This window comes from Pseudomonas sp. Z3-8, from assembly GCF_051131975.1.
Lineage (GTDB): Bacteria > Pseudomonadota > Gammaproteobacteria > Pseudomonadales > Pseudomonadaceae > Aquipseudomonas.
In genome coordinates this window covers 1,455,736-1,478,422 of record NZ_CP071643.1, presented here as the reverse complement: position 1 = coordinate 1,478,422, position 22,687 = coordinate 1,455,736, and the positions used below count along the sequence as shown (strand labels likewise).

23 protein-coding genes are annotated in these 22,687 nt (G+C 62.2%); 13 read left to right on the top strand and 10 right to left on the bottom strand.

What is annotated here, in order from left to right; genetic code table 11:
- Window positions 1-173: 173 nt before the first annotated feature.
- Window positions 174-1,361 (top strand): Na+/H+ antiporter NhaA, encoded by a 1,188-nt coding sequence (gene nhaA / locus J3P94_RS06940; RefSeq protein WP_434572247.1) that lies wholly within the window; start codon window positions 174-176, stop codon window positions 1,359-1,361.
- A gap of 666 nt (window positions 1,362-2,027) precedes the next feature.
- Here the strand turns inward: nhaA and J3P94_RS06935 are convergent.
- The gene (locus tag J3P94_RS06935) at window positions 2,028-2,492 is read right to left on the bottom strand and encodes a glycine zipper 2TM domain-containing protein (protein WP_003184697.1); all 465 of its coding nucleotides are present in this window, start codon (window positions 2,490-2,492) and stop codon (window positions 2,028-2,030) included.
- A gap of 173 nt (window positions 2,493-2,665) precedes the next feature.
- Between J3P94_RS06935 and J3P94_RS06930 the strand changes: the two genes are divergently transcribed.
- On the top strand, window positions 2,666-2,950 hold the full coding sequence (locus J3P94_RS06930; RefSeq protein WP_434572245.1) for a hypothetical protein: 285 nt from the start codon (window positions 2,666-2,668) through the stop codon (window positions 2,948-2,950).
- Here J3P94_RS06930 and pdxH read toward each other — a convergent pair.
- From pdxH to dinG, 4 genes are all read right to left on the bottom strand, one after another.
- On the bottom strand, window positions 2,898-3,545 hold the full coding sequence (gene pdxH / locus J3P94_RS06925; protein WP_434572243.1) for a pyridoxamine 5'-phosphate oxidase: 648 nt from the start codon (window positions 3,543-3,545) through the stop codon (window positions 2,898-2,900). The two genes, J3P94_RS06930 and pdxH, sit on opposite strands and share 53 nt — an antisense overlap.
- 24 nt (window positions 3,546-3,569) lie before the next feature.
- Entirely contained in the window at window positions 3,570-4,688 is a 1,119-nt protein-coding gene (locus tag J3P94_RS06920; protein ID WP_434572241.1) for an OmpA family protein, read from the bottom strand.
- Between the two features lie 118 nt (window positions 4,689-4,806).
- Entirely contained in the window at window positions 4,807-5,952 is a 1,146-nt protein-coding gene (locus tag J3P94_RS06915; RefSeq protein ID WP_434572239.1) for a serine hydrolase domain-containing protein, read from the bottom strand.
- 258 nt (window positions 5,953-6,210) lie between these two features.
- Window positions 6,211-8,355, bottom strand: coding sequence for an ATP-dependent DNA helicase DinG (dinG, locus tag J3P94_RS06910; RefSeq protein WP_434572237.1), 2,145 nt, complete (start codon window positions 8,353-8,355; stop codon window positions 6,211-6,213).
- 99 nt (window positions 8,356-8,454) lie between these two features.
- Between dinG and J3P94_RS06905 the strand changes: the two genes are divergently transcribed.
- Window positions 8,455-8,919 (top strand): CopD family protein, encoded by a 465-nt coding sequence (locus tag J3P94_RS06905; protein WP_305499219.1) that lies wholly within the window; start codon window positions 8,455-8,457, stop codon window positions 8,917-8,919.
- A 124-nt stretch (window positions 8,920-9,043) separates the two neighbouring features.
- On the opposite strand, the gene J3P94_RS06900 is transcribed toward J3P94_RS06905, so the two are convergent.
- The 4 genes from J3P94_RS06900 to J3P94_RS06885 form a co-directional block, all read right to left on the bottom strand.
- Complete coding sequence (locus tag J3P94_RS06900) at window positions 9,044-9,802, bottom strand: collagen-like protein (RefSeq protein WP_434572235.1); 759 nt, start codon at window positions 9,800-9,802, stop codon at window positions 9,044-9,046.
- Window positions 9,795-10,067 (bottom strand): DUF1145 domain-containing protein, encoded by a 273-nt coding sequence (locus tag J3P94_RS06895; RefSeq protein WP_434572233.1) that lies wholly within the window; start codon window positions 10,065-10,067, stop codon window positions 9,795-9,797. The genes J3P94_RS06900 and J3P94_RS06895 overlap by 8 nt, the downstream gene beginning before the upstream one ends.
- 145 nt (window positions 10,068-10,212) lie before the next feature.
- Window positions 10,213-10,938: an OmpA family protein gene (locus J3P94_RS06890; protein WP_434572231.1), complete on the bottom strand. Its 726-nt coding sequence runs from the start codon at window positions 10,936-10,938 to the stop codon at window positions 10,213-10,215.
- Window positions 10,939-11,028: 90 nt separating this feature from the next.
- Window positions 11,029-11,730, bottom strand: coding sequence for an OmpA family protein (locus J3P94_RS06885; protein ID WP_434572229.1), 702 nt, complete (start codon window positions 11,728-11,730; stop codon window positions 11,029-11,031).
- A 192-nt stretch (window positions 11,731-11,922) separates the two neighbouring features.
- Here J3P94_RS06885 and J3P94_RS06880 point away from each other — a divergent pair, with 192 nt between their 5' ends.
- From J3P94_RS06880 to J3P94_RS06865, 4 genes are all read left to right on the top strand, one after another.
- Window positions 11,923-12,420 (top strand): DUF6231 family protein, encoded by a 498-nt coding sequence (locus J3P94_RS06880; protein ID WP_434572227.1) that lies wholly within the window; start codon window positions 11,923-11,925, stop codon window positions 12,418-12,420.
- A 14-nt stretch (window positions 12,421-12,434) separates the two neighbouring features.
- Window positions 12,435-12,911, top strand: a complete 477-nt coding sequence (locus J3P94_RS06875) for a YchJ family protein (RefSeq protein WP_434574112.1) — start codon at window positions 12,435-12,437, stop codon at window positions 12,909-12,911.
- Between the two features lie 71 nt (window positions 12,912-12,982).
- The gene (locus J3P94_RS06870; protein WP_434572225.1) at window positions 12,983-13,468 is read left to right on the top strand and encodes an LEA type 2 family protein; all 486 of its coding nucleotides are present in this window, start codon (window positions 12,983-12,985) and stop codon (window positions 13,466-13,468) included.
- A 5-nt stretch (window positions 13,469-13,473) separates the two neighbouring features.
- A complete protein-coding gene (locus tag J3P94_RS06865) occupies window positions 13,474-13,677 on the top strand; it encodes an SEC-C metal-binding domain-containing protein (RefSeq protein WP_186615305.1) in 204 nt (67 codons plus the stop codon).
- Window positions 13,678-13,816: 139 nt separating this feature from the next.
- Here the strand turns inward: J3P94_RS06865 and J3P94_RS06860 are convergent, their stop codons facing one another.
- Window positions 13,817-14,374, bottom strand: coding sequence for a cysteine hydrolase family protein (locus tag J3P94_RS06860; protein WP_434572223.1), 558 nt, complete (start codon window positions 14,372-14,374; stop codon window positions 13,817-13,819).
- Window positions 14,375-14,559: 185 nt separating this feature from the next.
- Between J3P94_RS06860 and J3P94_RS06855 the strand changes: the two genes are divergently transcribed.
- From J3P94_RS06855 to J3P94_RS06830, 6 genes are all read left to right on the top strand, one after another.
- Window positions 14,560-17,010, top strand: a complete 2,451-nt coding sequence (locus J3P94_RS06855) for a penicillin acylase family protein (RefSeq protein WP_434572221.1) — start codon at window positions 14,560-14,562, stop codon at window positions 17,008-17,010.
- Window positions 17,011-17,332: 322 nt separating this feature from the next.
- Window positions 17,333-18,364, top strand: a complete 1,032-nt coding sequence (locus tag J3P94_RS06850) for a ligase-associated DNA damage response exonuclease (protein WP_434572219.1) — start codon at window positions 17,333-17,335, stop codon at window positions 18,362-18,364.
- The gene (locus J3P94_RS06845) at window positions 18,361-20,049 is read left to right on the top strand and encodes an ATP-dependent DNA ligase (RefSeq protein WP_434572217.1); all 1,689 of its coding nucleotides are present in this window, start codon (window positions 18,361-18,363) and stop codon (window positions 20,047-20,049) included. Before J3P94_RS06850 ends, J3P94_RS06845 begins: the two co-directional genes overlap by 4 nt.
- 341 nt (window positions 20,050-20,390) lie before the next feature.
- Complete coding sequence (locus J3P94_RS06840; RefSeq protein WP_305499201.1) at window positions 20,391-21,173, top strand: transporter substrate-binding domain-containing protein; 783 nt, start codon at window positions 20,391-20,393, stop codon at window positions 21,171-21,173.
- 57 nt (window positions 21,174-21,230) lie between these two features.
- Window positions 21,231-21,959 carry an ABC transporter permease gene (locus J3P94_RS06835; RefSeq protein WP_434572215.1) on the top strand — a complete coding sequence of 243 codons (729 nt, stop codon included), beginning with the start codon at window positions 21,231-21,233 and terminating at the stop codon, window positions 21,957-21,959.
- Window positions 21,956-22,666, top strand: coding sequence for an ABC transporter permease (locus J3P94_RS06830; protein ID WP_305499199.1), 711 nt, complete (start codon window positions 21,956-21,958; stop codon window positions 22,664-22,666). The genes J3P94_RS06835 and J3P94_RS06830 overlap by 4 nt, the downstream gene beginning before the upstream one ends.
- Window positions 22,667-22,687 lie beyond the last annotated feature (21 nt).

Below are 22,687 nucleotides of genomic sequence, written 5' to 3'. Positions count from 1 at the left end.
AACCGACATCCCGCACAGGTACAGCTAAGGTCCAATGTGCCCGGCAACTGCCAGAATGCCCGGCCCAAGCGCTGTAACGACATATAACAAAAAAGAATATAACTTTTGTTTTAACAACAATCAGTACGGGTTAGGGTGTGCCATCTTTTTGATTTGATGAATGGAGAGCAACCTTGGCTCTACGTAACTCACTGACGCGGTTTTTCCAGCTGGAAGCTGCCAGCGGCCTGCTCTTGATTGCCGCCGCCGTGCTGGCCCTGGTCATCAACAACTCTCCGCTGTCCTGGCTGTATGGCGGCCTGCTGGACACGCCCGTGGTCGTCCAGGTCGGTGCGTTGAAGATCGCCAAGCCGTTGCTGCTATGGATCAATGACGGCCTGATGGCGCTGTTCTTCCTGCTTATTGGCCTGGAGGTCAAACGCGAGGTGCTCGACGGGCAACTGTCGAAACCTTCGCAGATCGTCCTGCCGGGGGCCGCGGCAATAGGCGGCATGCTGGTGCCGGCGCTGATCTACTGGTTTCTCAATCGCGACAACCCTGCCGCGCTTGCTGGCTGGGCGATTCCTACGGCTACCGATATTGCTTTTGCCCTCGGCGTGCTGGCCTTGCTTGGCAAGCGCGTACCGGTATCGCTCAAGCTGTTCCTGATGACGCTGGCGATCATTGATGACCTGGGCGCCATCGTCATCATCGCGATGTTCTACTCCGGCGAGCTGTCGACCCTGTCGTTGGGGCTGGCCGCGGCCTGCATCGCGGCCCTGGTGGCAATGAATCGGCTGGGCGTGGTCAAGCTCGGACCGTACATGGTGGTCGGCTTGATTCTCTGGGTCTGTGTGCTCAAGAGCGGCGTGCATGCCACGCTGGCGGGGGTGACGCTGGCATTCTGCATCCCACTGCGCACGAGAAACGCTGAAACCTCTCCCCTGCTAACGCTTGAGCATGCGCTGCATCCTTGGGTGGCCTACATTATCTTGCCGCTGTTCGCATTCGCCAACGCTGGCCTTTCGCTGAGCGGTGTCACGGTCGAGAGCTTTACCCATCATGTCCCGATGGGCATCGCAATCGGCCTGTTGCTGGGCAAGACTGTCGGCGTGTTCAGCCTGACCTGGCTGGCGGTGAAAATCGGCATCGCCAGTCTGCCTGCCGGGGCCAATTGGGGGCAGATACTGGGCGTGGCGATTCTTTGTGGCATTGGTTTTACCATGAGCCTGTTCGTCGGCTCCCTGGCGTTCGTGCCGGAGGTCAGTGAGTATGCGGGGATGGATCGGATGGGGATTCTCACCGGGTCGATCCTGGCGGCGCTGATTGGATATGGGGTGACGGCGATGGCTAGTCGTAAGCCTTCGGAGCTGAGTTCCTGAGTGTTCAGCGGGCTTTGCTTCTTGTCATGAGATGGGGTGTATATCCGTTGCTGCGGTCACGGCTGCTTAGGGTTTCGCCCTTACGGCGAGTCACTTTTGGAAGAGCCCCAAAAGTAACCAAAAACGCTCTGCCCCACCACTCGGCACCTCGCTTGGGCTCGGTGTGCCCTCACTCCGGCATTGCTCCGTGGGCCCGCCGCGAAGGGCCATCCATGGCCCAGCGCGGCTATCCCGGCATCCATGCCGGGATGCCCACTGCGCAATGCCTGCGTTCGGCCAGCGTGGTTAACGGGGCGCCGAGATCAAAGTCAAAAGCAGAGCAACAGCAACAGCAACAGCAACAGCGCGACAAGCGCTTGGCATCTCCGTAGCTGAGCCACCGCTATCGCGAGCAGGCTCGCTCCCACATTAGATCTCCGGCAGATACAGGTTGCACCGCACACATGGAATCCCTGTGGGAGCGAGCCTGCTCGCGAAGGGGCCAGCCCTACCAATATATTCATTGGCTGACACACCGTCTTCGCAAGCAAGCCCGCCCCTACTGCGAAAACGCAAACCTATCAAACCAGGTCGGTTTTATATTTTTGCGCTCTTCAAAAATGACCCGCTGTAAGAGCGGAACCTCCAGCAGCCATTACCGCAGCAACGGATACATACCGATAGCCTTTAGTGCGATACGCGACTCGTGCCATCGACAGTCGAAATCCGCACCCGCTCACCTACACGGAACACTTCGTTCTCCTGAACCTGCTGGACATAGGCACGCATGCTGCCGTCATCCTCACGCACAGTGATCTCTACACCCTGGGTACGGGTCAGGCCTTCTTCAGTAGCGGAGCCGATCAGGCCACCGGCCACGGCGCCGATCACGGCTGCCACGATGCTGCCACGACCACCACCGATAGCGCTGCCGCCAACACCGCCCACCACCGCACCGGCTGCGCCGCCGATCGGGGTCTTGGTACCTTCGATCTTGACCGGGCGCAGGGACTCGATGGTGCCCATGCGAATCGTCTGCACGCGACGCGCTTCGTCACGGGAATAGGAGTCACCGGTCAGGCTTGACTGGCAGCCTGTGAGTAACATCGCCATCGTCGAAAAGGAAGCAACCAGCAAAACAGACTTGCGCATAGCATCAAACTCCAAAAGACAGTGATCCATTAAACTCCCCCGGCTTGATGCCTGTCACGGCCTTGCCGGGGAAAAATTGTTTTCATTCAGGTGGGATACAGGCGCACCCCGAAAAATTCACCCAACAGTAGCGCCAATTTCGAAAGTTCGCGTCATCGACCCCGGGATTTTCCATGGATTACTTCATCATAGTCGCCACCACCGTCGCCGGTCTGTACTTTCACGGATGGCTCTACGTACGTATCAAACGCTGGATGGACCGCGACCTGGCCTTGTCGTTGGCGGGGCAGGATGGACGGAAGCGAGACTACATGCTGCAACAACTGGCCCTCGCCCGCGAACAAGGGATCAAGCGTCGGGACCTGCCGCACTGGCTCCAGGCCGCTGCGGCAGGTTACTCCGACGTCAGGGCGCCAGACGCTCGCGAATCCAGTCCGCGCCTTGCAGGCGATAGTTGAGGCGATCGTGCAGGCGGCTCGGGCGGCCTTGCCAGAATTCGATGCGCTCGGGCAACAGGCGATAGCCGCCCCAATGCTCGGGGCAATGGGGTTGGCTGTCGCTGAAGCGTTGCTCAGTGGCCTTGAGCAAGTCTTCCAGCTCATCCCGCCCGGCGATCACCCGGCTCTGGGGTGAGGCCCAGGCACCGAGACGGCTACCCAGCGGCCGTACCTGGTAATAAGCGTCCGACTCTTGTGGGGTGACCTTCACGACCTTGCCTTCGATGCGCACCTGGCGCTCCAGCGTCGGCCAGAAAAACGTCATGGCTGCGAACGGATTCGCGGCCAGTTGCTGGCCCTTGGCGCTGTCGTAGTTGGTGAAGAACGTGAAGCCCTCGGTATCGAGCCCCTTGAGCAGCAGGATCCGGCAGTGAGGCCTGCCGTCTGCGTCCACTGTCGCCAGGGTCATGGCGTTGGCTTCCACCGGTGCCTGTTCGGTTTTCACCGCCTCGGCAAACCATTGGTGAAACAAGGCGAACGGCTCGGCCGGGGCTTGCGCTTCGGTCAGGCCATCGCGGGTGTAGTCACGGCGCATATCAGCCAGGGTTTGGGTCATGGCGCGTTCCTTGTGGTCAGCCAATCACTGTTTGGCGGTATCGGCGGCAGCGACTTTCTTGCCGTCGGCAGCGGCCTTGGCCGGCTCGGGCTTCTTCGCGGGCGTAGCCTTCTTGGCAGGGGTCTTCTTCGCGGGTGCCTTCGCCGGAGCCTTCTTGGCCGCTGCTTTCTTGGCAGCCGGAGCGGCAGCCTTTTTCGTCGCCGGGGCCGGGGCCGGCGCGGCAGGTTTCACGTCCTGGGCAGCTACCATGGTTACTGGCGCAGGGGCTGGCATGTTGTACTTGCTCAGCAATGCAACCATGGTGTTCGCTGGCGTAACCAGCAACTCGACGCGACGGTTCAAGGCCCGGCCTTCAACGCTGTCGTTGGCCGCACGCGGAGCCACCGAGCCCATGCCACGCAGCATCAGGCGATCACGCTGCAAACCGCTGAGACGGAATATCGCCGCCACCGATTGAGCACGTTCCTGGCTGAGCTTCAGGTTGGCCGGCGCCGCGCCCGATGTATCGGCGTGACCAAGGATCAGTACGGCGGTTTTCGGATCGGCTTCAAGAATCTTGGCCACGCGAGTGAACGGACCGAGTGTCACCGGCAGCAGCATGGCCGGACGATCAGGGTTGAACGAACCGTCCGCGGGAGCGGTAACCACCAGCACGTTATCGCGACGTTCGAGTTCGAGCTTGCTGTCCTTGATCGCCGTACGCAGCTTCGGCTCATAGTCGTCGAGCCAGGCCTGGGTGACTTTCGGGTCGGGCATCGGCACCGCCTTGGCGGTCTCCTGTTCCTTGCCGCCGAACGGCCACCACCATTTGCCGTTGCTTTCGGCTTCGGCCTTGGCCACGGCTGGCGCCTTGGCTTCAGGTTTGGCTTCAGGTTTCAGCGGTTCTTTTTTGGCGACATCATCCGCGGCGGATTCATCCGAAGAGAACGGCCACCACCAGTGTGTGGCTCCCTCGGCCTTGGCCTGCGGCGCCTGGGCGGCGGGTTTCAAAGGAGCCGATGGCGCCCCGTCCTTGCTCGCAACCTTGTCGGACGAGCCGAACGGCCACCAGCCACCGCCGCCCTCGGCATCATTTTGTGGGTTTTGTGCGCAACCGGTAATAGCGAAGCACAGCGCCAGAGCGAGGGTTTTATTCGATGACATTGGATATCCACAAAATGATCAGGATGAAAAAACAGAGGCCATGTTCCGGCCGCATAAACAGACGCTTGGAAACCGCAAAGGAGCCGAGGTTCCTGTGTGCATTACCGACAACCACTATTTACAGACAAGTGGCGAGCACCCGTGCGAGATTCTGCGCGCGCGGGTCCATCAGGACGTAAGGTCCCAATGTGTTGGTCACGAAACCGAACGCAACGTCATGCTCGGGATCGGCAAAACCGATGGAGCCCCCTGCCCCAGGGTGACCGAACGCCCGCGGCCCGAGGCCATAGGTCGCGTTGGGCACATCCGCCTGGTCGAGCATGCAACCCAGGCCGAAACGGGTCTGGGTCAATAAAGTCTTGTCCTCGCCGAAGCTGTGCTGGCGGGTCAGTTCGTCAAGCATTTCGCCTTCCAGCAGGCTGCCATCGAGCAGACCGGCGTAGAACCCGGCGATGCTCCGGGCATTGCCGTGGCCGTTGGCGGCCGGTTGCTGCATGCGGCGCCACTCGGGTTTGTTGGTGCTGGTCATGATCGATGGCGGGTTGGTGAAGGCCCGGGTGGTCATGGCCGAAGGTTCACGCATCGTCACCTGCAACAGGCGCTGTGCCGCCGCATCTCCGGCGTTACCTTTGCCGCGGGCGATATGCGCCACGCGATGAAATTCTTCGTCCGCCAGGCCGACATGAAAATCCAGCCCCAGCGGTCTGGCGACCCGAGCCACGATGGACTCACCCGGCCCTCGGCCATCAGCCCTGCGTAGCAACTCGCCGATCAACCAGCCGTAGGTGATCGCGGCATAACCGTGGCCCTCGCCAGGCGTCCACCAAGGCGTTTCAGCCGCCAGGGCATCGGTCATGGCCTGCCAGTCATAAAGTGCTTCAGGCGCCATCAACTCTCTCAGCGCCGGTAGTCCGGCCTGATGGCAGAGCAATTGCCGCAGGGTGACGGACTCCTTGCCGGCAGCCGCGAACTCGGGCCAGTAGCGGGCAACCGGCGCATCGAGCTGCAGCTTGCCCTCGGCTACCAGTTGCAGGGCAGTGACGGCGGCGAATGTCTTGGTGCAGGAAAACAGATTGGCGATGGTGTCGCTGTGCCAGGCTTCATGACCATCCTTATCGGCCGTGCCGGCCCAGATGTCGACGACGGTGCGGCCGCTCACCTGAATGCATAACGCCGCGCCGCGCTCCTGGGAATTGTCGAACAGCGCCGCAAACGCTTCACGCACGGCCTCGAACTGAAGCTCGTAATGACCTTGAATTTGCACCCGTAACTCCCTTGGAACAAAAGCTTTTTTGTCAATGGCTGGCATTGTTTCAGCGATTGGGGCTTTTGGGAACCGCCGCAAGACGGCTGGTTGAACGCAGCCCCCTGTGGCGAGGGAGCTTGCTCCCGCTGGACTGCGTAGCAGGCCTTGGAAAATTTAACGCGTTTGGCCTGATACACCACCGCGTCAGGTTTTGGGGCTGCTGCGCAACCCAGCGGGAGCAAGCTCCCTCGCCACGCAAGCCCCCTCGCCAGACGTCTAGGAAATCTCCCGCCGAAACGGCGGCAGCGCGTTGAGGATCGCCTTGCCGTAGCGTTGGGTCACCAGCCGGCGATCGAGCAGGGTGATGGTGCCGCGGTCTTCCTCGGTACGCAGCAAGCGGCCACAGGCCTGGACCAGCTTCAGCGAGGCATCCGGCACGGAAATCTCCATGAAGGGGTTGCCGCCACGGGCTTCGATCCATTCGGCCAACGCGGCTTCCACCGGATCGTCCGGCACCGAGAATGGAATCTTGGCGATTACCACGTGTTCGCAATAGGCCCCCGGCAAATCGACGCCTTCGGCAAAGCTCGCCAGGCCGAACAGCACGCTGGAATCGCCGCCATCGACCCGGGCCTTGTGCTTGTTCAAGGTTTCCTGCTTCGACAGGTTGCCCTGGATAAATACCTGCTTGCGCCAGTCACGATCGAGACCGTCAAAGACGTCCTGCATCTGTTTGCGCGAGGAAAACAGCACCAGGGTGCCGCGCGAACCTTCCACCAGCGCAGGCAGCTCGCGAATGATCGCGGCAGTGTGGGCGGCGGCATCGCGCGGATCGGCCTTGAGGTCCGGCACTCGCAGCACGCCGGCGTCGGCGTGGTGGAAGGGGCTCGGGACCACGGCGGTCACGGCTTTTTTCGGCAGGCCGGCGCGCATGCGGAAACGGTCGAAAGTGCCCAGGGCCGTCAGCGTGGCGGAGGTTACCAGCGCGCCGTAGGCGACGTTCCACAGGTTGCGCCGCAGCATGTCCGCCGCCAGGATCGGACTGGCATTGACCTCGATGTCGAACAGCGAGCCGCTCTCGGCCAGCGTCAGCCAACGCGCCATCGGCGGATTGTCTTCCGGGTCTTCGGTGGTGAACGCGGTCCACAGCTCCCAGTTACCCTGGGAGCGGGACAGCAGGCTGCCGAACAATGGATACCACTCCTCGGCCTGGTTGCTGGCGATGCCGATATTGACCTCGCCATCCATGCCTTCCTTGAGCAGATCGGTCAGGCGCGTGAACAGGTCGGTCAGGCGCGCGAAGCCCTTCTTGAGTTCGATGCCCATCTCGCGCATATGCTCGGGGATCACCCCGCCGACAAACCGATGGCGTGGCCGCTCGCGGCCCTCGACATCTTCGCCAGGCTTGAAGTCGGCCACCTGCTCGCAGGCGGTGAACATGAACTGCTGGTTCGTCTTGATCTCCCGCGCCAGCTCCGGCACCTGCTCGATGAACTTGCCCAGGTCGCCGGGCAACGGATGCTGGGCGAGCAGTTTGGTGAGATTCTTGGCAGTGGTTTCCAACCAGTCGGCGGTTGAGCGCAGCCGGGTGTAATGGGCGAAATGGCCGATGGCCTTGTCCGGCAGGTGATGACCTTCGTCAAACACATAGATCGTGTCGCGCGGGTCCGGCAGCACGGCGCCGCCGCCCAGGGCCAGGTCGGCCAGGACCATATCGTGGTTGGTGACGATCACGTCGACCTTGCCCATGCCTTCGCGAGCCTTGTAGAAAGCGCACTGGCCGAAGTTCGGGCAATGGCGATTGGTGCATTGGCTGTGGTCGGTGGTCAGGCGCGACCAGTCAGCGTCTTCCAGAGCCGTGGACCAGCTGTCGCGGTCGCCGTCCCACTTATTGCCGGCGAGCTTTTCGATCATGCTGGTGAACAGCTTCTGGCTGGCCTCGTCGACCTCGATCTTGAAACCTTCTTCTTCGAACAGCTGGGCCGTGGCGGTCTGCGCGTGGCCTTCCTGCAACAGCACGTCGAGTTTGGACAGGCACATGTAGCGCCCACGACCCTTGGCCAGCGCAAAGCTGAAGTTCAGCCCGCTGTTGCGCATCAGGTCGGGCAGGTCCTTGTAGACGATCTGCTCCTGCAGGGCGACGGTGGCCGTGGCGATCACCAGGCGCTTGCCGGCGGCCTTGGCGGTAGGGATCGCCGCCAGGCTGTAGGCCACGGTCTTGCCGGTACCGGTGCCGGCCTCCACCGCGACGACGGCAGGCTCGCCGCTGCGCCGGCCTTCGTCGTCGGTGTCGATGTCACCCAGGACTTTTGCCACTTCGGCAATCATCAGGCGCTGGCCATATCGCGGCTTGAGGCTCTTGGCTTCGAGAAAACGCGAATAGGCGCCCTGGATCGTGGTTTTGAGTTCGGTGCTGATCATGAATGGTCGGGCGCAAAAAACGCTGGATAAATTTTCAGTGGTTCGGATCGGCGGCTATCATACCCCGCTAATTAATCCTGCGCAGAACGGAGTGACCCAATGACACCCTTTGCCCTCGTCTACACCCTGCATTTGCTGGCGGCCCTGGTCTGGGTTGGCGGTATGTTTTTCGCCTGGATGATCCTGCGACCCGCCGCAATCACGGCGCTTGAGGGCCCTGCCCGGCTCAAGTTGTGGGTAGAAGTGTTTCAGCGTTTTTTCGTCTGGGTCTGGGTGGCCGTGGTGCTTTTGCCGATCAGCGGCGTGGGCCTGATCCACATGCGCTTCGCCGGTTTCGAAACCGCGCCGCGTTACGTGCAGGTAATGATGGGGTTGTATGTGGTGATGGCGGCGTTGTTCATCCGTATCCAGGGCCTGCAACTGCCAGCATTGCGTAACGCTGTGACGGCGCAGGATTGGCCGACGGGTGCGGCGGTGCTGGGGAAGATTCGCAGGCTGGTGGGGATCAATCTGTTGATCGGGTTGCTGGTGGTGGCGATCGGCGCGGCTCGGCCGATGTTCTGAAACAGTTATCCAACCCTGTGGGAGCGAGCTTGCTCGCGATGGCGTTTTGTCAGTCAGTGGAATATTGACTGATACACCGTCATCGCGAGCAAGCTCGCTCCCACAGGTTCAGGGCAAGTTTTCTTCAGAACCGCTGCACCGTCACCGCACCCGCCGCGCCGGCAGGCCCTGGCTGGCCATCGGCACCGGGACGGCCGCTCTTGCCGCCATCGGCGGTGTAGACCAGGCAGCCCTTGGCCTTGCCTCCCGTGCCAGGCTTGCCGCCAGGCCCGGCCGCGCCACCGGCGCCGCCCTCTACCATTACCTTGATCTGTTCGTCGGGATAAGCGCGGGGCAATTGCAGCCGAACCAGCGCGCCGGCCGCGCCCGGCTGGCCATCCGCGCCGTTGCTGCCGTCGGCTCCGCGACCGGCCGAGCCCCAGGTGCAACCCGGTGCCTGGCCGTTGGCGCCGTCAAGCCCCACGTAACCTGGCGCACCGGTACCGCCACGGGCATCCACCGACAGCAGCGGCGCGTTCAACGCCTCGAAGCGCAGATTGAGGTTACGCCCCGGGCGCGCCGCCTTGGTATAGGTTCCCGGCGCGCCACGGGCGGTGATCTGGCTGCCTTCAGCCAGTTCGGCCTGGGTGACTTTCATCTCCAGCGCCTGTTGTGCCGGTACGATCGCGATCCTTGCCTCCCGCCCCAGGTGCAATTGGCCGATCGACAGCTCAGTGACGTTCGAAGGCACCAGCAGCGTGCCGTAGTCGGCCACGTCCAATCGCTCCAGGGCGAGCGTGCTGGTGGTGTTGGGCAAGCGCATCAACGAGTGGCTTTCCACCTGGACCACTTGAGCGCTGGCCCACGGGCATACGAGTAATGCGAGCAAACACAGTTTACGCATGGGAGGCCTCTGGCGCGGTCGGGAGGGTTTGCAGATGAAAGATGCCGAACAGCAGCACCCTGAGGCGATCACGGCCAGGAGCGGGACGACCACGAAACCGAGCCCTGAACAATAAAAGTTCGAGCAGATGGATCGCCAGTAACGACACCCCGGCCAGATTGACCAACAGATGCAGCGGATGGACGAACGGCATGACCAGATTGACCAGCACCACCACCCAGAACAGCAGGGTCAGCAAGCGCCCCAGCCACCAAAACACCTTCATACGCCCCCCGTTCGAGAATTATTCTTTGCGCGCACAGTAACGGCTTGCGCGCAGGATATGCCAGAGGGCCCGGCAAATTTAATCCAGGCCCAGCGGACCGCCCTCCTGGCGATCCGACGGCTCTGGCCCGCTTGGGCGATGATGTTTAACGCTGGATATGCAATTCGACCCGACGGTTCTGGGCCCGCCCCTCATCAGTCTCGTTGTCGGCCACCGGTTGGCTTTCGCCCTTGCCTTCACTCGTGAGTTTTGCCGGGGCCACGCCCTGGGTCAGCAAATACTCCACCACGCTGCCGGCCCGACGTTCCGAGAGGCGCTGGTTATACGCCTCGGTACCGACACTGTCGGTGTGGCCCACCACGCGGATACTGGCGACGTTGGCGTGACTCAGTTTTGCCGTCAGCTCATCGAGCTGGCTCCTGGCCGCGGCGGTGAGGTCGGATTTGTCAAAATCGAACAGCACCTTGCCAGCGTCGTTCAGGGTAATGACTTCGCTGGTGGGCATGTCCGGCTCGGCCGGTGGCGTGCTGGCCGGGTATTGCGGCAGCGGGCAGCCGTGATGTTCGACGGGGGTATTGGCCGGTGTATCGGGACAACGGTCGCGACGATCGAATACACCATCGTCGTCTTCGTCGCCGTCTTGGGCGTAGCAGATCAACCCACCGCCCAGCAGCCCCAACGCAGCGCCACCGGCGGCCCAGCCACCGCTTTCGATGGCCCCGAGACCACCGCCGACAAGCCCGCCGATCAAGCTGCAGATCGGCCAGGTACGCTGATTGAGCGAGGCACTGCCATCACTGTGAGTGGCGCATCCGGACAGCAGGCTGCTTGCCAGCAGTAGCGGTAAGGCGGCCTTGATTAGAACGTTCATGGTGAATGCTCCTGTGTCACCGGCCCATACCGGTCACACAGGAGTAAAGACCCGCATCCGCGACTGTACAAGCCGCGGAGAACGAGGGGCTCAGCGGTTTATCTTGATTTCGGTGCGACGGTTCATTGCGCGACCATCGGCGGTTTTGTTATCCGCCACCGGCTGGCTTTCCCCGGCGCCGGCCACCGAGACGAAACTGGCGCGAGGCACGCCGCTTTCGACCAGGTATTGAACCACCGAGTTGGCACGTTTTTCCGACAGTTTCTGGTTATAGGCATCGCTGCCGACGCTGTCGGTGTGCCCGGTCACTCGCAGTTGTGCGGTGGAGGTTTCCTGCTTCAGCCGGGTCGCGATGGTGCTCAGCACTTCTCTGTCCGTCGGCGTGAGGGTGGCCTTGTTGAATTCGAAATGCACGTCGCGGACCACGATCGTTTCTTCCTGGACCATCACGGGCGCTTCAGCCACCGGTGTCGGTGCGGGTGCCGGTGGTGGGCAGCCGTCGGCATCGACCTGCACGCCCTTCGGCGTGCCCGGGCACTTGTCACGACTGTCCGGCACGCCATCGCCGTCCTCGTCGCCATCGCCATGGGCCCAGCACCAGCCTGCCGCCACCGTACCGGCGACCAGTGCGCCCGGGCCGATCCAGGAACTGCTTTCGATGGCGCCCAATCCTGCGCCGACCACACCACCGGTGGCCGCACAGATCGGCCAGTCGGTTTTTTGCAAACCTGCGCAACCAGTCAACACACTGGTTAGCAGAACCAGGGGTAACGCTGTCCGAACTATGCTCATCGGTTTTTCTCCTTGAAGGATCGGCTTCGCGCCGATTCAGGGGAGTAAAGACCCGACTCGGGTTCTGCGCCAGCGTGACGCAACCACAGCTTTGGCCGCCTGTTTACGGCGGATCGCGGCGTTCGAAGACAAACCGCTCTAGGCCCGTGCGTCCACGCGCGCTATCGTGGCGGTTCTGACTGAGGAACTTCGATGACCGTTGCCATTTCTTCGCGCACGCCCCAGCAGGCGCTGGCCGCCGTGCTTGACCGCTATGCCCCGCAAAAGCTGCTGCTGATCGGCGCCGGGAGCTTCCCCGCGCTCGAGGCATTCCAGCAGGCGCATCCCGACACCGAGGTGGTCCATGCTGCCCCCGGCCCCTTGCCGGCGGATCTGGCTGCGCGGCGTTTCGACCTGGCCCTGGCGCTCGATTGCCTGGAGCATTTGCCCAAGCGCGACGGTCTGAACCTGTTGGGCGGCATTCGCAACCTCAACGCCAGCCGGATTGCCGTGCTGGCCGACCTCAACGCGTGCGGCTGGCAGGAAACCGACTTCTTTTGCTTGGCCCTGCAGGCCAGCGAACGCTTCCAGCGCGAAGATCAGGTGCTGACCCTGTTTACCTACGATCTGCTTGAATACAAGCAGGTACCCGACTGGCTCAACTCACGTTTCTGGGCCAACCCGGAAAACTTTGGAAAATATTGGTGGTAGCTGTGGACACTAGCCTGCATACAACCATTTGCCCCTGCGGCAGCGGCAACCCGTCGGACGCCTGCTGCGGCCATTATCACGACGGTCATCCGGCGCCCTGCGCCGAAGCCTTGATGCGCTCGCGCTACAGCGCTTATGTGCTGGGCCTGGTGGATTACCTGGTGAGCACCACCCTGCCCGCCCAGCAGGACGGCCTCGACCGCCAGGCCATCAGCGAATGGAGCGCCGGCAGCACCTGGCTGGGCTTGGAGGTGGAGAGCAGCGAGGTATTCGGCGGCCAGCCGGAACATGCCTTCGTCACTTTCACCGCACGCTGGCACGACGGCCAGGGCGAACACAGCCACCGCGAACAATCTTCGTTTGTGCAGAACGGCGGACGCTGGTACTTCATCGACCCGACCGTGCCGGTCAAGACGGGACGCAACGACAGCTGCCCGTGCGGTAGCGGGCAGAAATTCAAGAAGTGCTGCGCCAGTTACTTCATTCGTTGATTTTCGGAAACGTCCGACGCTCGTCCACCGACCAAGGGGGGCTAGACTGGAAACAAACCAGAGGCACGGACATGACCCATACATCTCGATTGCTGCGCATCACTTGCCTGCTGCTGTTCGTCGGGCTAGGGGGGTGTGCGTCCTGGCGAGGTGAAGAGGCACCCGAACCACAGGTGCATCTGGTCAAGGTGGAGGTGGTGCGGGCCCGGTTGCTGGAGCAGAAGTTCATGTTGCACTTTCGCGTCGACAACCCCGGCGAAGACGACCTCACCGTACGCGGCCTGACCTACCGGATCCACCTGGACGACTTGCTGCTGACCGAAGGAGAACATGAGCACTGGTTTACGGTGCGCCCTGGACACAGCGCCTATTTCAAGGTGCCGATCCGCACCAACCTGTGGCCGCAGGTGCGCGAACTGGTGAAAATGCTGAAGAAACCCCGGCAACAGATTCCCTATCGTCTGGAGGGGGAGCTGGAAACCGGTTTATTCATCGCCGACTACGTGCACCTGGAACGCAATGGCGTGATAATCGCCGCCGATCTAATTGCGGAGTAACCCCGATGACCCAACAACCCCACGTCCATGGCCCTGATTGCGACCACGACCATGATCATCACCACGATCATGATCACGGCCATGTCCACGGCCCGAACTGCGGCCACGCCCATCAGGAACCCGTGCGCAACGCCCTGAAGGACGTCGGTCGCAACGACCCTTGCCCGTGCGGCAATGGCAAGAAATTCAAGAAGTGCCACGGGGCTTGATCAGTCCAGGCTGATGGTTTTTTGACTGTTAGACCGTCATCGCGAGCAAGCTCGCTCCCACACGGGTTTTGCGGTGCACGCATATCCCTGTGGGAGCGAGCTTGCTCGCGATGAGGCCAGTAAATTCAAAACCTGTCTATCAGCCCGCCGCCAGAATCCGCTCCACGCTGATCACCGTCGCGTACTCCTCATGCAGGTTCCCCAGGGACATCGCATGCACCTCGGCAGCCGAACGGGCATAACCGAAGAAGTCGGGCTTGTCGAAGGTATAACAGGCGTCCTCGGCTACCCACGTATCGAACCCCAGGTTGCCAGCCGTGCGCGCGGTGGACTCCACCGAATTGTTCGTGGCCACGCCGACAATCACCAGTTGCCCGATACCCGCACTGCGCAGATCCGCCTCCAGGGTCGTGCCGCAAAACGCATCGGGCACCTGCTTCTGGACCAGCCCTTCCCCAGCCATGGGCCTGAACCGCTCCTGAACCTCCACGCCTGATTGTCCAGGCCAGAAGACTGACGCCTCGGACCGGGACAGATGATGGACATGGATGATTGGCCGCGCCGACTCTCGCCAGCATCCGAGCAATTCCAGCATGCGCAGTTCCGCCTCGGGATTGTTGCGCGGGCCAAGCCTGGGATGGAGGATGCCTTTCTGCTGATCGATAAGGATCAGCGCCGCGTTTTTCTGTAGGTCCATTCCGGATCTCTCGGTCGTCGGTTTTTCCCACACTTGAGCACCACCTTCTCTTACAAGCAAGTCTCTGGTGGCCCGGGCTTTCATCGCAAAACATCAAATAACCCCAAAGCCCGCTTGCGCGCCCTTCTCCTGCTCACTAACGTAGCGCCTTTATTGGTGCCACCCCCTCCCGCAGGAGCTTTGCCATGGCCTCGCCAGCCTCGATTTCTTTCTTTCCCAAGCTCGGCGTTGCCGCAGCAGTGGCCAGCCTGCTCGGTTTGAGCGGTTGCCAGGCCTGGAATACCCAGGACACGGTCGCGCCCACCACCGGCGTACAACCGCTCAAGGGGCTGGCGCAGAATGTCTCGGTCCGGCGTAATGCCTTGGGCATGCCGCTGATCGAAAGCAACAGCTTTCATGACGCCCTGTTTGCCCTCGGCTATGTGCATGCCAGCGACCGGATCACGCAGATGACCACCCTGCGCCTGCTCGCCCAGGGCCGCCTGGCGGAAATGTCCGGCGCCGAACGGCTGGACGTCGACCGCTACATGCGCGCCGTCAACCTGAAGAAAAGCGCAGATGAGCTGTACAAGGCATCTTCGCCACGCCTGAAGCGCTTTTTCGAAGTCTATGCGCGAGGCGTCAACGCCTACCTGTTCCGCTACCGCGACAAGCTGCCGGCGGACCTGGCCGCCACCGGCTACAAACCCGAATACTGGAAACCGGAAGATTCGGCGCTGCTGTTCTGCCTGCTTAACTTCACCCAATCGGCGAACCTGCCGGAAGAAGTCGCCGCCCTGGTGCTGGCCCAGAGCGTAACCAACGATAAACTGGCCTGGCTGAGCCCGTCCTACCCGGACGAGCCATTGCCCTTGACCGAAGCCGAAAAGCTGCAGGGCGTCCGGCTCAATGGGCAGATTCCCGGTTTGAACGAAATCAGCAAGGCCAGCGCCGAGTTGGCCAACCTGAACCTGCTGGGCGCAGCGTCTTCGAGCAACTGGGCCATCGGCCCGCAGCGCAGCCGCAACGGCAAGAGCCTGTTGGCCGGCGACAGCCATGGCCCGCTGGGCGTGCCGTCGCTCTGGAGCCCGGTGCAGATTCGCGCGCCCAAATATCAGGCGGCCGGGCTTTCCGTGGCGGGCATCCCGATGATCCTCGCGGGCTTCAACGGTAACGTCGCGTGGAGCATGACCAGTGTTCTCGGCGACAACCAGGACCTGTATCTGGAAAAGATCCGACGCCAGGGCAACGGGCTGTCCTACGAAGCCAACGGCAAGTGGCAGCAGGCGACCGTGCGCAACGAGACCTACTTCATCAAGGGCCAACGGTCGATCAGAGAAGCGGTGTACGAAACCCGCCACGGTCCGTTGCTCAACAGCGCCCAAGGCCCGGCCATGGCCAACGGTCTGGGCCTGGCCCTGCAATTGCCGAGCTTCAGCGACGACAAGACCCTGGACGCGCTCTTCGATCTGTCACGCGCGCAGAACGTCGAAAAAGCCTCCGACGCGAGCCGGGAGATCCGCGCCCTGGCAGTGAACATGGTGTTCGCCGACGCCCGCAATATCGGCTGGCAGGTCACCGGTCGCTACCCGAACCGCCGCGAGGGCGAAGGCCTGTTGCCATCGCCGGGCTGGGACGGCCGTTACGATTGGGACGGCTACGCCGATCCGATGCTGCACCCCTACGACCAGGATCCGGCCCAGGGGTGGCTCGGCACCGCCAACCAGCGCGTCATTCCCCATGGCTACGGCATGCAACTGTCCAACTCCTGGGCGGCGCCGGAACGTGGCGAGCGCCTGGCCGAACTGGCCGGCGCCGGCAAGCACGACGCGCGTAGCCTGATCGCCATGCAATACGACCAGACCACGACATTCGCCGCCAAGCTCAAGAAAGTCTTCGAAGCCCCGGGCATGGCCCAGCCACTCAAGCAAGCCATCGAAGCCCTGCCGGTGGCGGACCGCGCCAAGGCACGCGAGGCCTATACCCGCCTGATGGCGTTCGATGGCCGGCTCAGTCCGGTTTCTGCCGACGCAGCGATCTATGAGTTGTTCCTGCAAGAAAGCATGGAGCAGACGTTCCTGGATGAACTGGGCCCCGAGGGTAATCCGGCGTGGAAAGCGCTGGTCGCCAACGGCCAGCTGTCTTATTCGGCCCAGGCCGATCATTTGCTTGGTCGTGAGGACAGTCCGTTCTGGGACGATGTGCGCACGCCGCAAAAAGAAGACAAGGCCGTTATCCTGGCGCGCAGCCTCGCGGCGGCCGTTAGCGCCGGTGACAGTCTGCTCGGCACTGACCACAGCGCCTGGCAGTGGGGCAAGCTGCACCGCCAGGAATGGAAAAACGCCAGCGGCCAGACCGTACGCGGCCCGCTGGCAGCCGGCGGCGATGGCAGCACGCTCAATACCGCCGCGTTCGCCTGGGGCCAGGATTTCAACACGACCCTGGCGCCGGCCACGCGCTTTATCGTTGATTTCAGCCAGCCTGAGCCATTGACGATCCAGGGCGGCGCCGGCCAGTCGGGCAACCCGGCCAGCCCGAACTATCTTAACGGCCTCGACCCGTGGCTCAAGGGTCAATACCAAAGCCTGCCTTTGCAACCGCAGAATTTTGACCGGGCGTATGGCAAGACTCGTTTGACCTTGGTTCCGGGTAAATAGGCCGATCTGCCTCTAACGCTGTTCAGTTAAGGCAGTCAACAATTCCGTGGCGAGGGAGCTTGCTCCCGCTGGGCCGCGAAGCGGCCCCAAAAACTGCCATGTGCGGAGCATCAGGCACACCGCTCCCGACGGTTCACGACTGCTTCGCAGCCGAGCGGGAGCAAGCTCCCTCGCCACAAGTGCAGCCTTTCTCAAGTGAGCCGCATTACCTGTGGGAGCGAGCTTGCTCTCGATGGCGTCAGCCCACCCCACCAGGAAAACCGATCGAACTTCTCCCCCCGTCCCCGCCTCTACCGGACAAGCCCATCGCCCCGGTAACCGCATGGATCTGGTCATTGCCCGCCCCGAAGGCCTGTATTGTCCGCAGGGAGATTTCTACATCGACCCATGGCGTCCGGTGAACCGCTCGGTCATCACCCACGCCCACGGCGACCATGCCCGCGGCGGCAACCAGCACTACCTGGCAGCGGCACCCGGCGAAGGCATCCTGCGCTCCCGGCTGGGCCAGGACATCAACCTGCAAACCCTGCCCTACGGTGAACGGCTGGTGCACCATGGCGTGGCCTTGAGCTTTCATCCCGCCGGCCATGTATTGGGTTCTGCCCAGGTGCGGCTGGAATACCAAGGCGAGGTGTGGGTCGCGTCCGGCGATTACAAAGTCGAGCCCGACGGCACCTGCGCACCGTTCGAGCCGGTGAAATGTCATACGTTCATCACCGAATCCACCTTCGGCCTGCCGATCTATCGCTGGCAGCCCCAGGCGCAGGTGTTCGATGAGATCAACCAATGGTGGCGCGGGAACATCGCCGCCGGCCGGGCCAGCGTGTTGTTCTGTTATTCCTTTGGCAAGGCCCAGCGAATCCTGCACGGCATCGACGCGAGCCTGGGACCGATACTCGCCCATGGCGCGGTGGAGCCGCTGAACCGGGTCTATCGCGAAGCCGGCGTGCACCTGCCGCCGACGATCTATGCCGGCGATGTGAAAAAGACTGATCCGATCATGAGCCAGGCACTGGTCATCGCCCCGCCCTCCGCCGGCGGTAGCACCTGGATGCGGCGTTTCGGTGATTACAGCGACGCCTTCGCCAGCGGCTGGATGCGCTTGCGCGGCACCCGTCGGCGACGGGGCGTGGATCGGGGCTTCGTGCTTTCCGATCACGCCGACTGGCCGGGCCTGCTCTGGGCCATCGAACAGACCGGCGCCGAACGGGTCATGGTCACTCATGGATCGGTGGCCGTACTGGTGCGTCATCTCTGTGAACAAGGCCTCGACGCCCAGGGCTTCACCACGGAATACGGCGATGACGAAGAGGACGTCGCCGGGGCGAGCGACAGCGGCGAGGACGCGTCATGAAAGCCTTTGCCGAGCTGTACGCCGAACTCGACGCCACCACCTCAAGCAACGCCAAGCTCGCGGCCATGCAGGATTATTTCAGCAAGGCGCCACCCGAGGACGCCGCCTGGGCGGTGTATTTTCTCTCGGGCGGGCGTCCCAGGCAGTTGGTACCGGTGAAAATCCTCCGCGAGCTGGCGGTCCAGGTGTCCGGCCTGTCTCTCTGGCTGTTCGAAGAAAGTTACCAGGCAGTGGGCGATCTGGCCGAAACCATCTCGCTGGTACTGCCCGAATCGCCCCACAGTTCCGATGAAGGCCTGGCGGTGTGGATCGAGGAAAAACTCCTGCCGTTGCGCGGTGAGTCGCCAGAGGTACTGGCACAGCGGCTTCCGGCACTGTGGGCAGAACTTGACCGATCCAGCCTGATGCTCTGCATCAAGCTCATCACCGGCAGTTTCCGCGTCGGGGTGTCCAAGCTGTTGGTCACCCGGGCGCTGGCTACGATGTCCGGGCTCGACAGCAAACGGGTGGCCCAACGGCTGGTGGGCTACACCGATCTGTCCCATCGCCCGACTGCGGCCAGTTACCTCAAGCTGATCGCCGGCGAATCTGCCGATGAACATGCCCAGCGCGGCGGCCAGCCTTATCCGTTTTTCCTGGCCCATGCCTTGTCACAACCGATTGAGCAATTCGACACCTTGTTGGGGCCGGCCAGTGACTGGCAGGTGGAGTGGAAATGGGACGGAATCCGCGCCCAGGTGATCAAGCGTGACGGCCATTTGTGGGTCTGGTCCCGTGGCGAGGACCTGGTGACCGAGCGCTTTCCTGAATTGCATTCTCTGGCGCAGGCGTTGCCCGACGGCACGGTAATCGATGGCGAGATCGTGGTCTGGAAAGCGCCGCAGGCGGTCACCGAGGATGCCTTTGATCCGGAAGCGCCGCTGCAGCCGACGGTGCAGCCCTTCGCCCTGTTGCAACAGCGCATCGGTCGCAAGACCTTGAGCAAGAAAGTGCTGGAAGACGCTCCCGTGGTGGTGATGGCCTACGACCTGCTGGAATGGCAGGACGAGGACTGGCGCAGCCGGCCCCAGGCCGAGCGTCGCGAGCAACTGGAGGCCCTGATTGCCCGCTGCCACAGTCCGGTGCTGTTGCCGTCGCCCATCGTCACTGGCCAGGATTGGTTCGACCTCGCCCGCCAGCGCGAAGCGTCCCGCAGCCTCGGCGTCGAAGGCATGATGCTCAAGGCGCGCGACGCGCTGTACGGCGTCGGCCGGACCAAGGACATGGGCGTATGGTGGAAATGGAAGATCGACCCGTTCAGTGTCGACGCGGTGCTGATCTATGCCCAGCGCGGCCATGGCCGGCGCGCCAGCCTCTACAGCGACTACACCTTCGCCGTGTGGGACAACCCGCCCGGCAGCCGCGAACGCACGCTGGTGCCTTTCGCCAAGGCTTACTCAGGGCTGACCGATGCAGAAATGCGCCAGGTCGACAGCATCGTGCGCAAGACCACGGTGGAAAAGTTCGGCCCGGTGAGCAGCGTCACGCCGACCCTGGTTTTTGAGCTGGGCTTCGAAGGCATTGCCTTGTCCAAGCGCCACAAGAGCGGGATCGCGGTACGTTTCCCACGGATGCTGCGCTGGCGCCAGGACAAGACCGTCGAAGAGGCGGACACGCTGACGACGCTTCAGGATCTTCTCAAGTAAACGCCGCTCTCGTGGCGAGGGAGCTTGCTCCCGCTGGGCGCGAAGCGCCCCCTGATTCTGAAGGACGCACCGCAGAGGGAGGCTGCGCCTCCAGCGGGAGCAAGCTCCCTCGCCACGAAGAGCTAAAACGGACAAACGCACGCTCCATCCCGGTGCGCTTTTTGATGTACGCTCACCCCCGCGCACCATTGCGTTCCGTCTCCCGCCGCCAGTGCTTTTAAAACACTTGTTCGGCACTATGGTTCGGAAATTGCTACCTTTATGCCGTCATACCGTTCAGACCTTCACCGGTAACAATCTTACGCGCCACAAGCGCTCAAATTGGTTTTAGGGACTCAATAATGAAAAAAGCACTGCTGACCCTTTCTGCACTGGCGTTGTGCATGGCCGCCGGCGTCGCCACGGCCAAGGAATACAAGGAACTGCGTTTTGGTGTCGACCCGTCCTACGCCCCGTTCGAATCCAAGGCCGCCGATGGCAGCCTGGTGGGTTTCGACATCGACCTGGGCAATGCGATCTGTGAAGAACTGAAGGTCAAATGCAAATGGGTCGAAAGCGATTTCGACGGAATGATTCCGGGCCTCAAGGCCAACAAATTCGACGGCGTGATCTCGTCCATGACCGTTACCCCGGCCCGTGAAAAGGCTATCGACTTCTCCAGCGAGTTGTTCTCCGGCCCAACGGCCTATGTATTCAAGAAGGGCTCGGGCCTGAGCGCAGACGTTGCCTCGCTCAAGGGCAAGACCGTCGGCTACGAGCAAGGCACCATCCAGGAAGCCTACGCCAAGGCCGTGCTGGACAAGGCCGGCGTCAAGACCCAGGCCTACCAGAACCAGGACCAGGTCTATGCCGACCTGACCTCGGGCCGCCTCGATGCCGCGATCCAGGACATGCTCCAGGCCGAACTGGGCTTCCTGAAGTCGCCAAAAGGCGAAGGCTATGAAGTCAGCCAGCCGGTGGACAGCGAACTGCTGCCATCCAAGACCGCCATCGGTATCAAAAAGGGTAACAAAGAGCTGAAGGCCCTTTTGGATAAAGGTATCAAAGCGTTACACGACGACGGCAAATACGCCGAGATCCAGAAAAAACACTTTGGCGATCTGAATCTGTACAGCGGCAAATAATGCGCGGCGCCCACCCTGAACCGGGTGGGCGCTTTTTTCCTGCCAAAGGCAATGTCCATGTTCGAACAATTCCTACAAAGTCTGGGGCTCTCGGCCTTCAGCCTGCAGGGCTTTGGCCCGCTGCTGATGCAAGGCACCTGGATGACCATCAAGCTGTCGGCCCTGTCCTTGCTGCTTAGCGTCCTGCTCGGGTTGCTCGGCGCCAGCGCCAAATTGTCCAGCGTCAAACTGCTGCGTATTCCGGCCCAGCTCTACACCACGCTGATTCGCGGCGTGCCCGACCTGGTGCTGATGCTGCTGATCTTCTACAGCCTGCAAACCTGGCTGACGTCTTTTACCGATTTCATGGAATGGGAATACATCGAGATCAACCCGTTCGGCGCCGGGGTCATCACCCTGGGCTTCATTTACGGTGCGTACTTCACCGAAACCTTTCGCGGCGCGATCCTCGCGGTGCCTCGCGGGCAGGTCGAAGCGGCCACGGCCTACGGTCTCAAGCGGGGCCAGCGTTTCCGTTATGTCGTGTTCCCGCAAATGATGCGCTTTGCCCTGCCGGGCATCGGCAACAACTGGATGGTCATGCTCAAGGCCACCGCCCTGGTGTCGATCATCGGCCTGGCCGACCTGGTCAAGGCCGCCCAGGATGCGGGCAAGAGCACCTACCAGTTGTTTTATTTCCTGGTGCTGGCGGCGCTCATCTATCTGCTGATCACTAGTGCATCCAACTTTATCCTGCGCTGGCTTGAACGCCGCTACGCCGCCGGAGCCCGGGAGGCCGTGCGATGATCGAACTCCTGCAGGAATACTGGCGACCTTTCCTTTACAGCGACGGCGTCCACATCACCGGCCTGGCGATGACCCTGTGGCTGCTCAGTGCTTCGTTGCTAATCGGCTTCGTAGTGTCGATTCCGCTGTCCATCGCCCGGGTTTCGCCCAGGTTCTACGTCCGCTGGCCCGTGCAGTTCTATACCTACCTGTTCCGTGGCACGCCGCTCTATATCCAATTGCTGATCTGCTACACCGGCATCTACAGCATCGAGGCGGTGCGCGCCCAACCCGTGCTCGACAGTTTCTTTCGCGACGCGATGAACTGCACGATCCTGGCGTTCGCGTTGAACACCTGCGCCTACACCACGGAGATCTTTGCCGGGGCGATTCGCAGCATGAACCACGGCGAAGTCGAAGCGGCCAAGGCTTACGGATTGACCGGCTGGAAGCTCTACACGTACGTGATCATGCCTTCGGCGCTGCGTCGTTCGCTGCCGTACTACAGCAACGAAGTGATATTGATGCTGCACTCGACGACCGTGGCGTTCACCGCTACCGTTCCAGACGTGCTGAAAGTCGCCCGGGACGCCAACTCGGCCACCTTCCTGACGTTCCAGTCGTTCGGGATCGCCGCGTTGATCTACCTGACCGTCACGTTTGCACTGGTGGGCCTCTTCCGTCTCGCCGAACGCCGCTGGCTGGCCTTTCTCGGGCCGACCCACTAAGGCTTCCGTTCCCAGGACATA

What these genes read in the sequence shown, in the direction of transcription:
- J3P94_RS06935 (WP_003184697.1), bottom strand. Translation starts at nt 2,492, where the DNA reads ATGCGCAAGTCTGTTTTGCTGGTTGCTTCCTTTTCGACGATGGCGATG.
- J3P94_RS06930 (WP_434572245.1), top strand. Translation starts at nt 2,666, where the DNA reads ATGGATTACTTCATCATAGTCGCCACCACCGTCGCCGGTCTGTACTTT.
- pdxH (WP_434572243.1), bottom strand. Translation starts at nt 3,545, where the DNA reads ATGACCCAAACCCTGGCTGATATGCGCCGTGACTACACCCGCGATGGC.
- J3P94_RS06920 (WP_434572241.1), bottom strand. Translation starts at nt 4,688, where the DNA reads ATGTCATCGAATAAAACCCTCGCTCTGGCGCTGTGCTTCGCTATTACC.
- dinG (WP_434572237.1), bottom strand. Translation starts at nt 8,355, where the DNA reads ATGATCAGCACCGAACTCAAAACCACGATCCAGGGCGCCTATTCGCGT.
- J3P94_RS06905 (WP_305499219.1), top strand. Translation starts at nt 8,455, where the DNA reads ATGACACCCTTTGCCCTCGTCTACACCCTGCATTTGCTGGCGGCCCTG.
- J3P94_RS06900 (WP_434572235.1), bottom strand. Translation starts at nt 9,802, where the DNA reads ATGCGTAAACTGTGTTTGCTCGCATTACTCGTATGCCCGTGGGCCAGC.
- J3P94_RS06895 (WP_434572233.1), bottom strand. Translation starts at nt 10,067, where the DNA reads ATGAAGGTGTTTTGGTGGCTGGGGCGCTTGCTGACCCTGCTGTTCTGG.
- J3P94_RS06890 (WP_434572231.1), bottom strand. Translation starts at nt 10,938, where the DNA reads ATGAACGTTCTAATCAAGGCCGCCTTACCGCTACTGCTGGCAAGCAGC.
- J3P94_RS06885 (WP_434572229.1), bottom strand. Translation starts at nt 11,730, where the DNA reads ATGAGCATAGTTCGGACAGCGTTACCCCTGGTTCTGCTAACCAGTGTG.
- J3P94_RS06880 (WP_434572227.1), top strand. Translation starts at nt 11,923, where the DNA reads ATGACCGTTGCCATTTCTTCGCGCACGCCCCAGCAGGCGCTGGCCGCC.
- J3P94_RS06870 (WP_434572225.1), top strand. Translation starts at nt 12,983, where the DNA reads ATGACCCATACATCTCGATTGCTGCGCATCACTTGCCTGCTGCTGTTC.
- J3P94_RS06865 (WP_186615305.1), top strand. Translation starts at nt 13,474, where the DNA reads ATGACCCAACAACCCCACGTCCATGGCCCTGATTGCGACCACGACCAT.
- J3P94_RS06860 (WP_434572223.1), bottom strand. Translation starts at nt 14,374, where the DNA reads ATGGACCTACAGAAAAACGCGGCGCTGATCCTTATCGATCAGCAGAAA.
- J3P94_RS06855 (WP_434572221.1), top strand. Translation starts at nt 14,560, where the DNA reads ATGGCCTCGCCAGCCTCGATTTCTTTCTTTCCCAAGCTCGGCGTTGCC.
- J3P94_RS06850 (WP_434572219.1), top strand. Translation starts at nt 17,333, where the DNA reads ATGGATCTGGTCATTGCCCGCCCCGAAGGCCTGTATTGTCCGCAGGGA.
- J3P94_RS06845 (WP_434572217.1), top strand. Translation starts at nt 18,361, where the DNA reads ATGAAAGCCTTTGCCGAGCTGTACGCCGAACTCGACGCCACCACCTCA.
- J3P94_RS06840 (WP_305499201.1), top strand. Translation starts at nt 20,391, where the DNA reads ATGAAAAAAGCACTGCTGACCCTTTCTGCACTGGCGTTGTGCATGGCC.
- J3P94_RS06835 (WP_434572215.1), top strand. Translation starts at nt 21,231, where the DNA reads ATGTTCGAACAATTCCTACAAAGTCTGGGGCTCTCGGCCTTCAGCCTG.
- J3P94_RS06830 (WP_305499199.1), top strand. Translation starts at nt 21,956, where the DNA reads ATGATCGAACTCCTGCAGGAATACTGGCGACCTTTCCTTTACAGCGAC.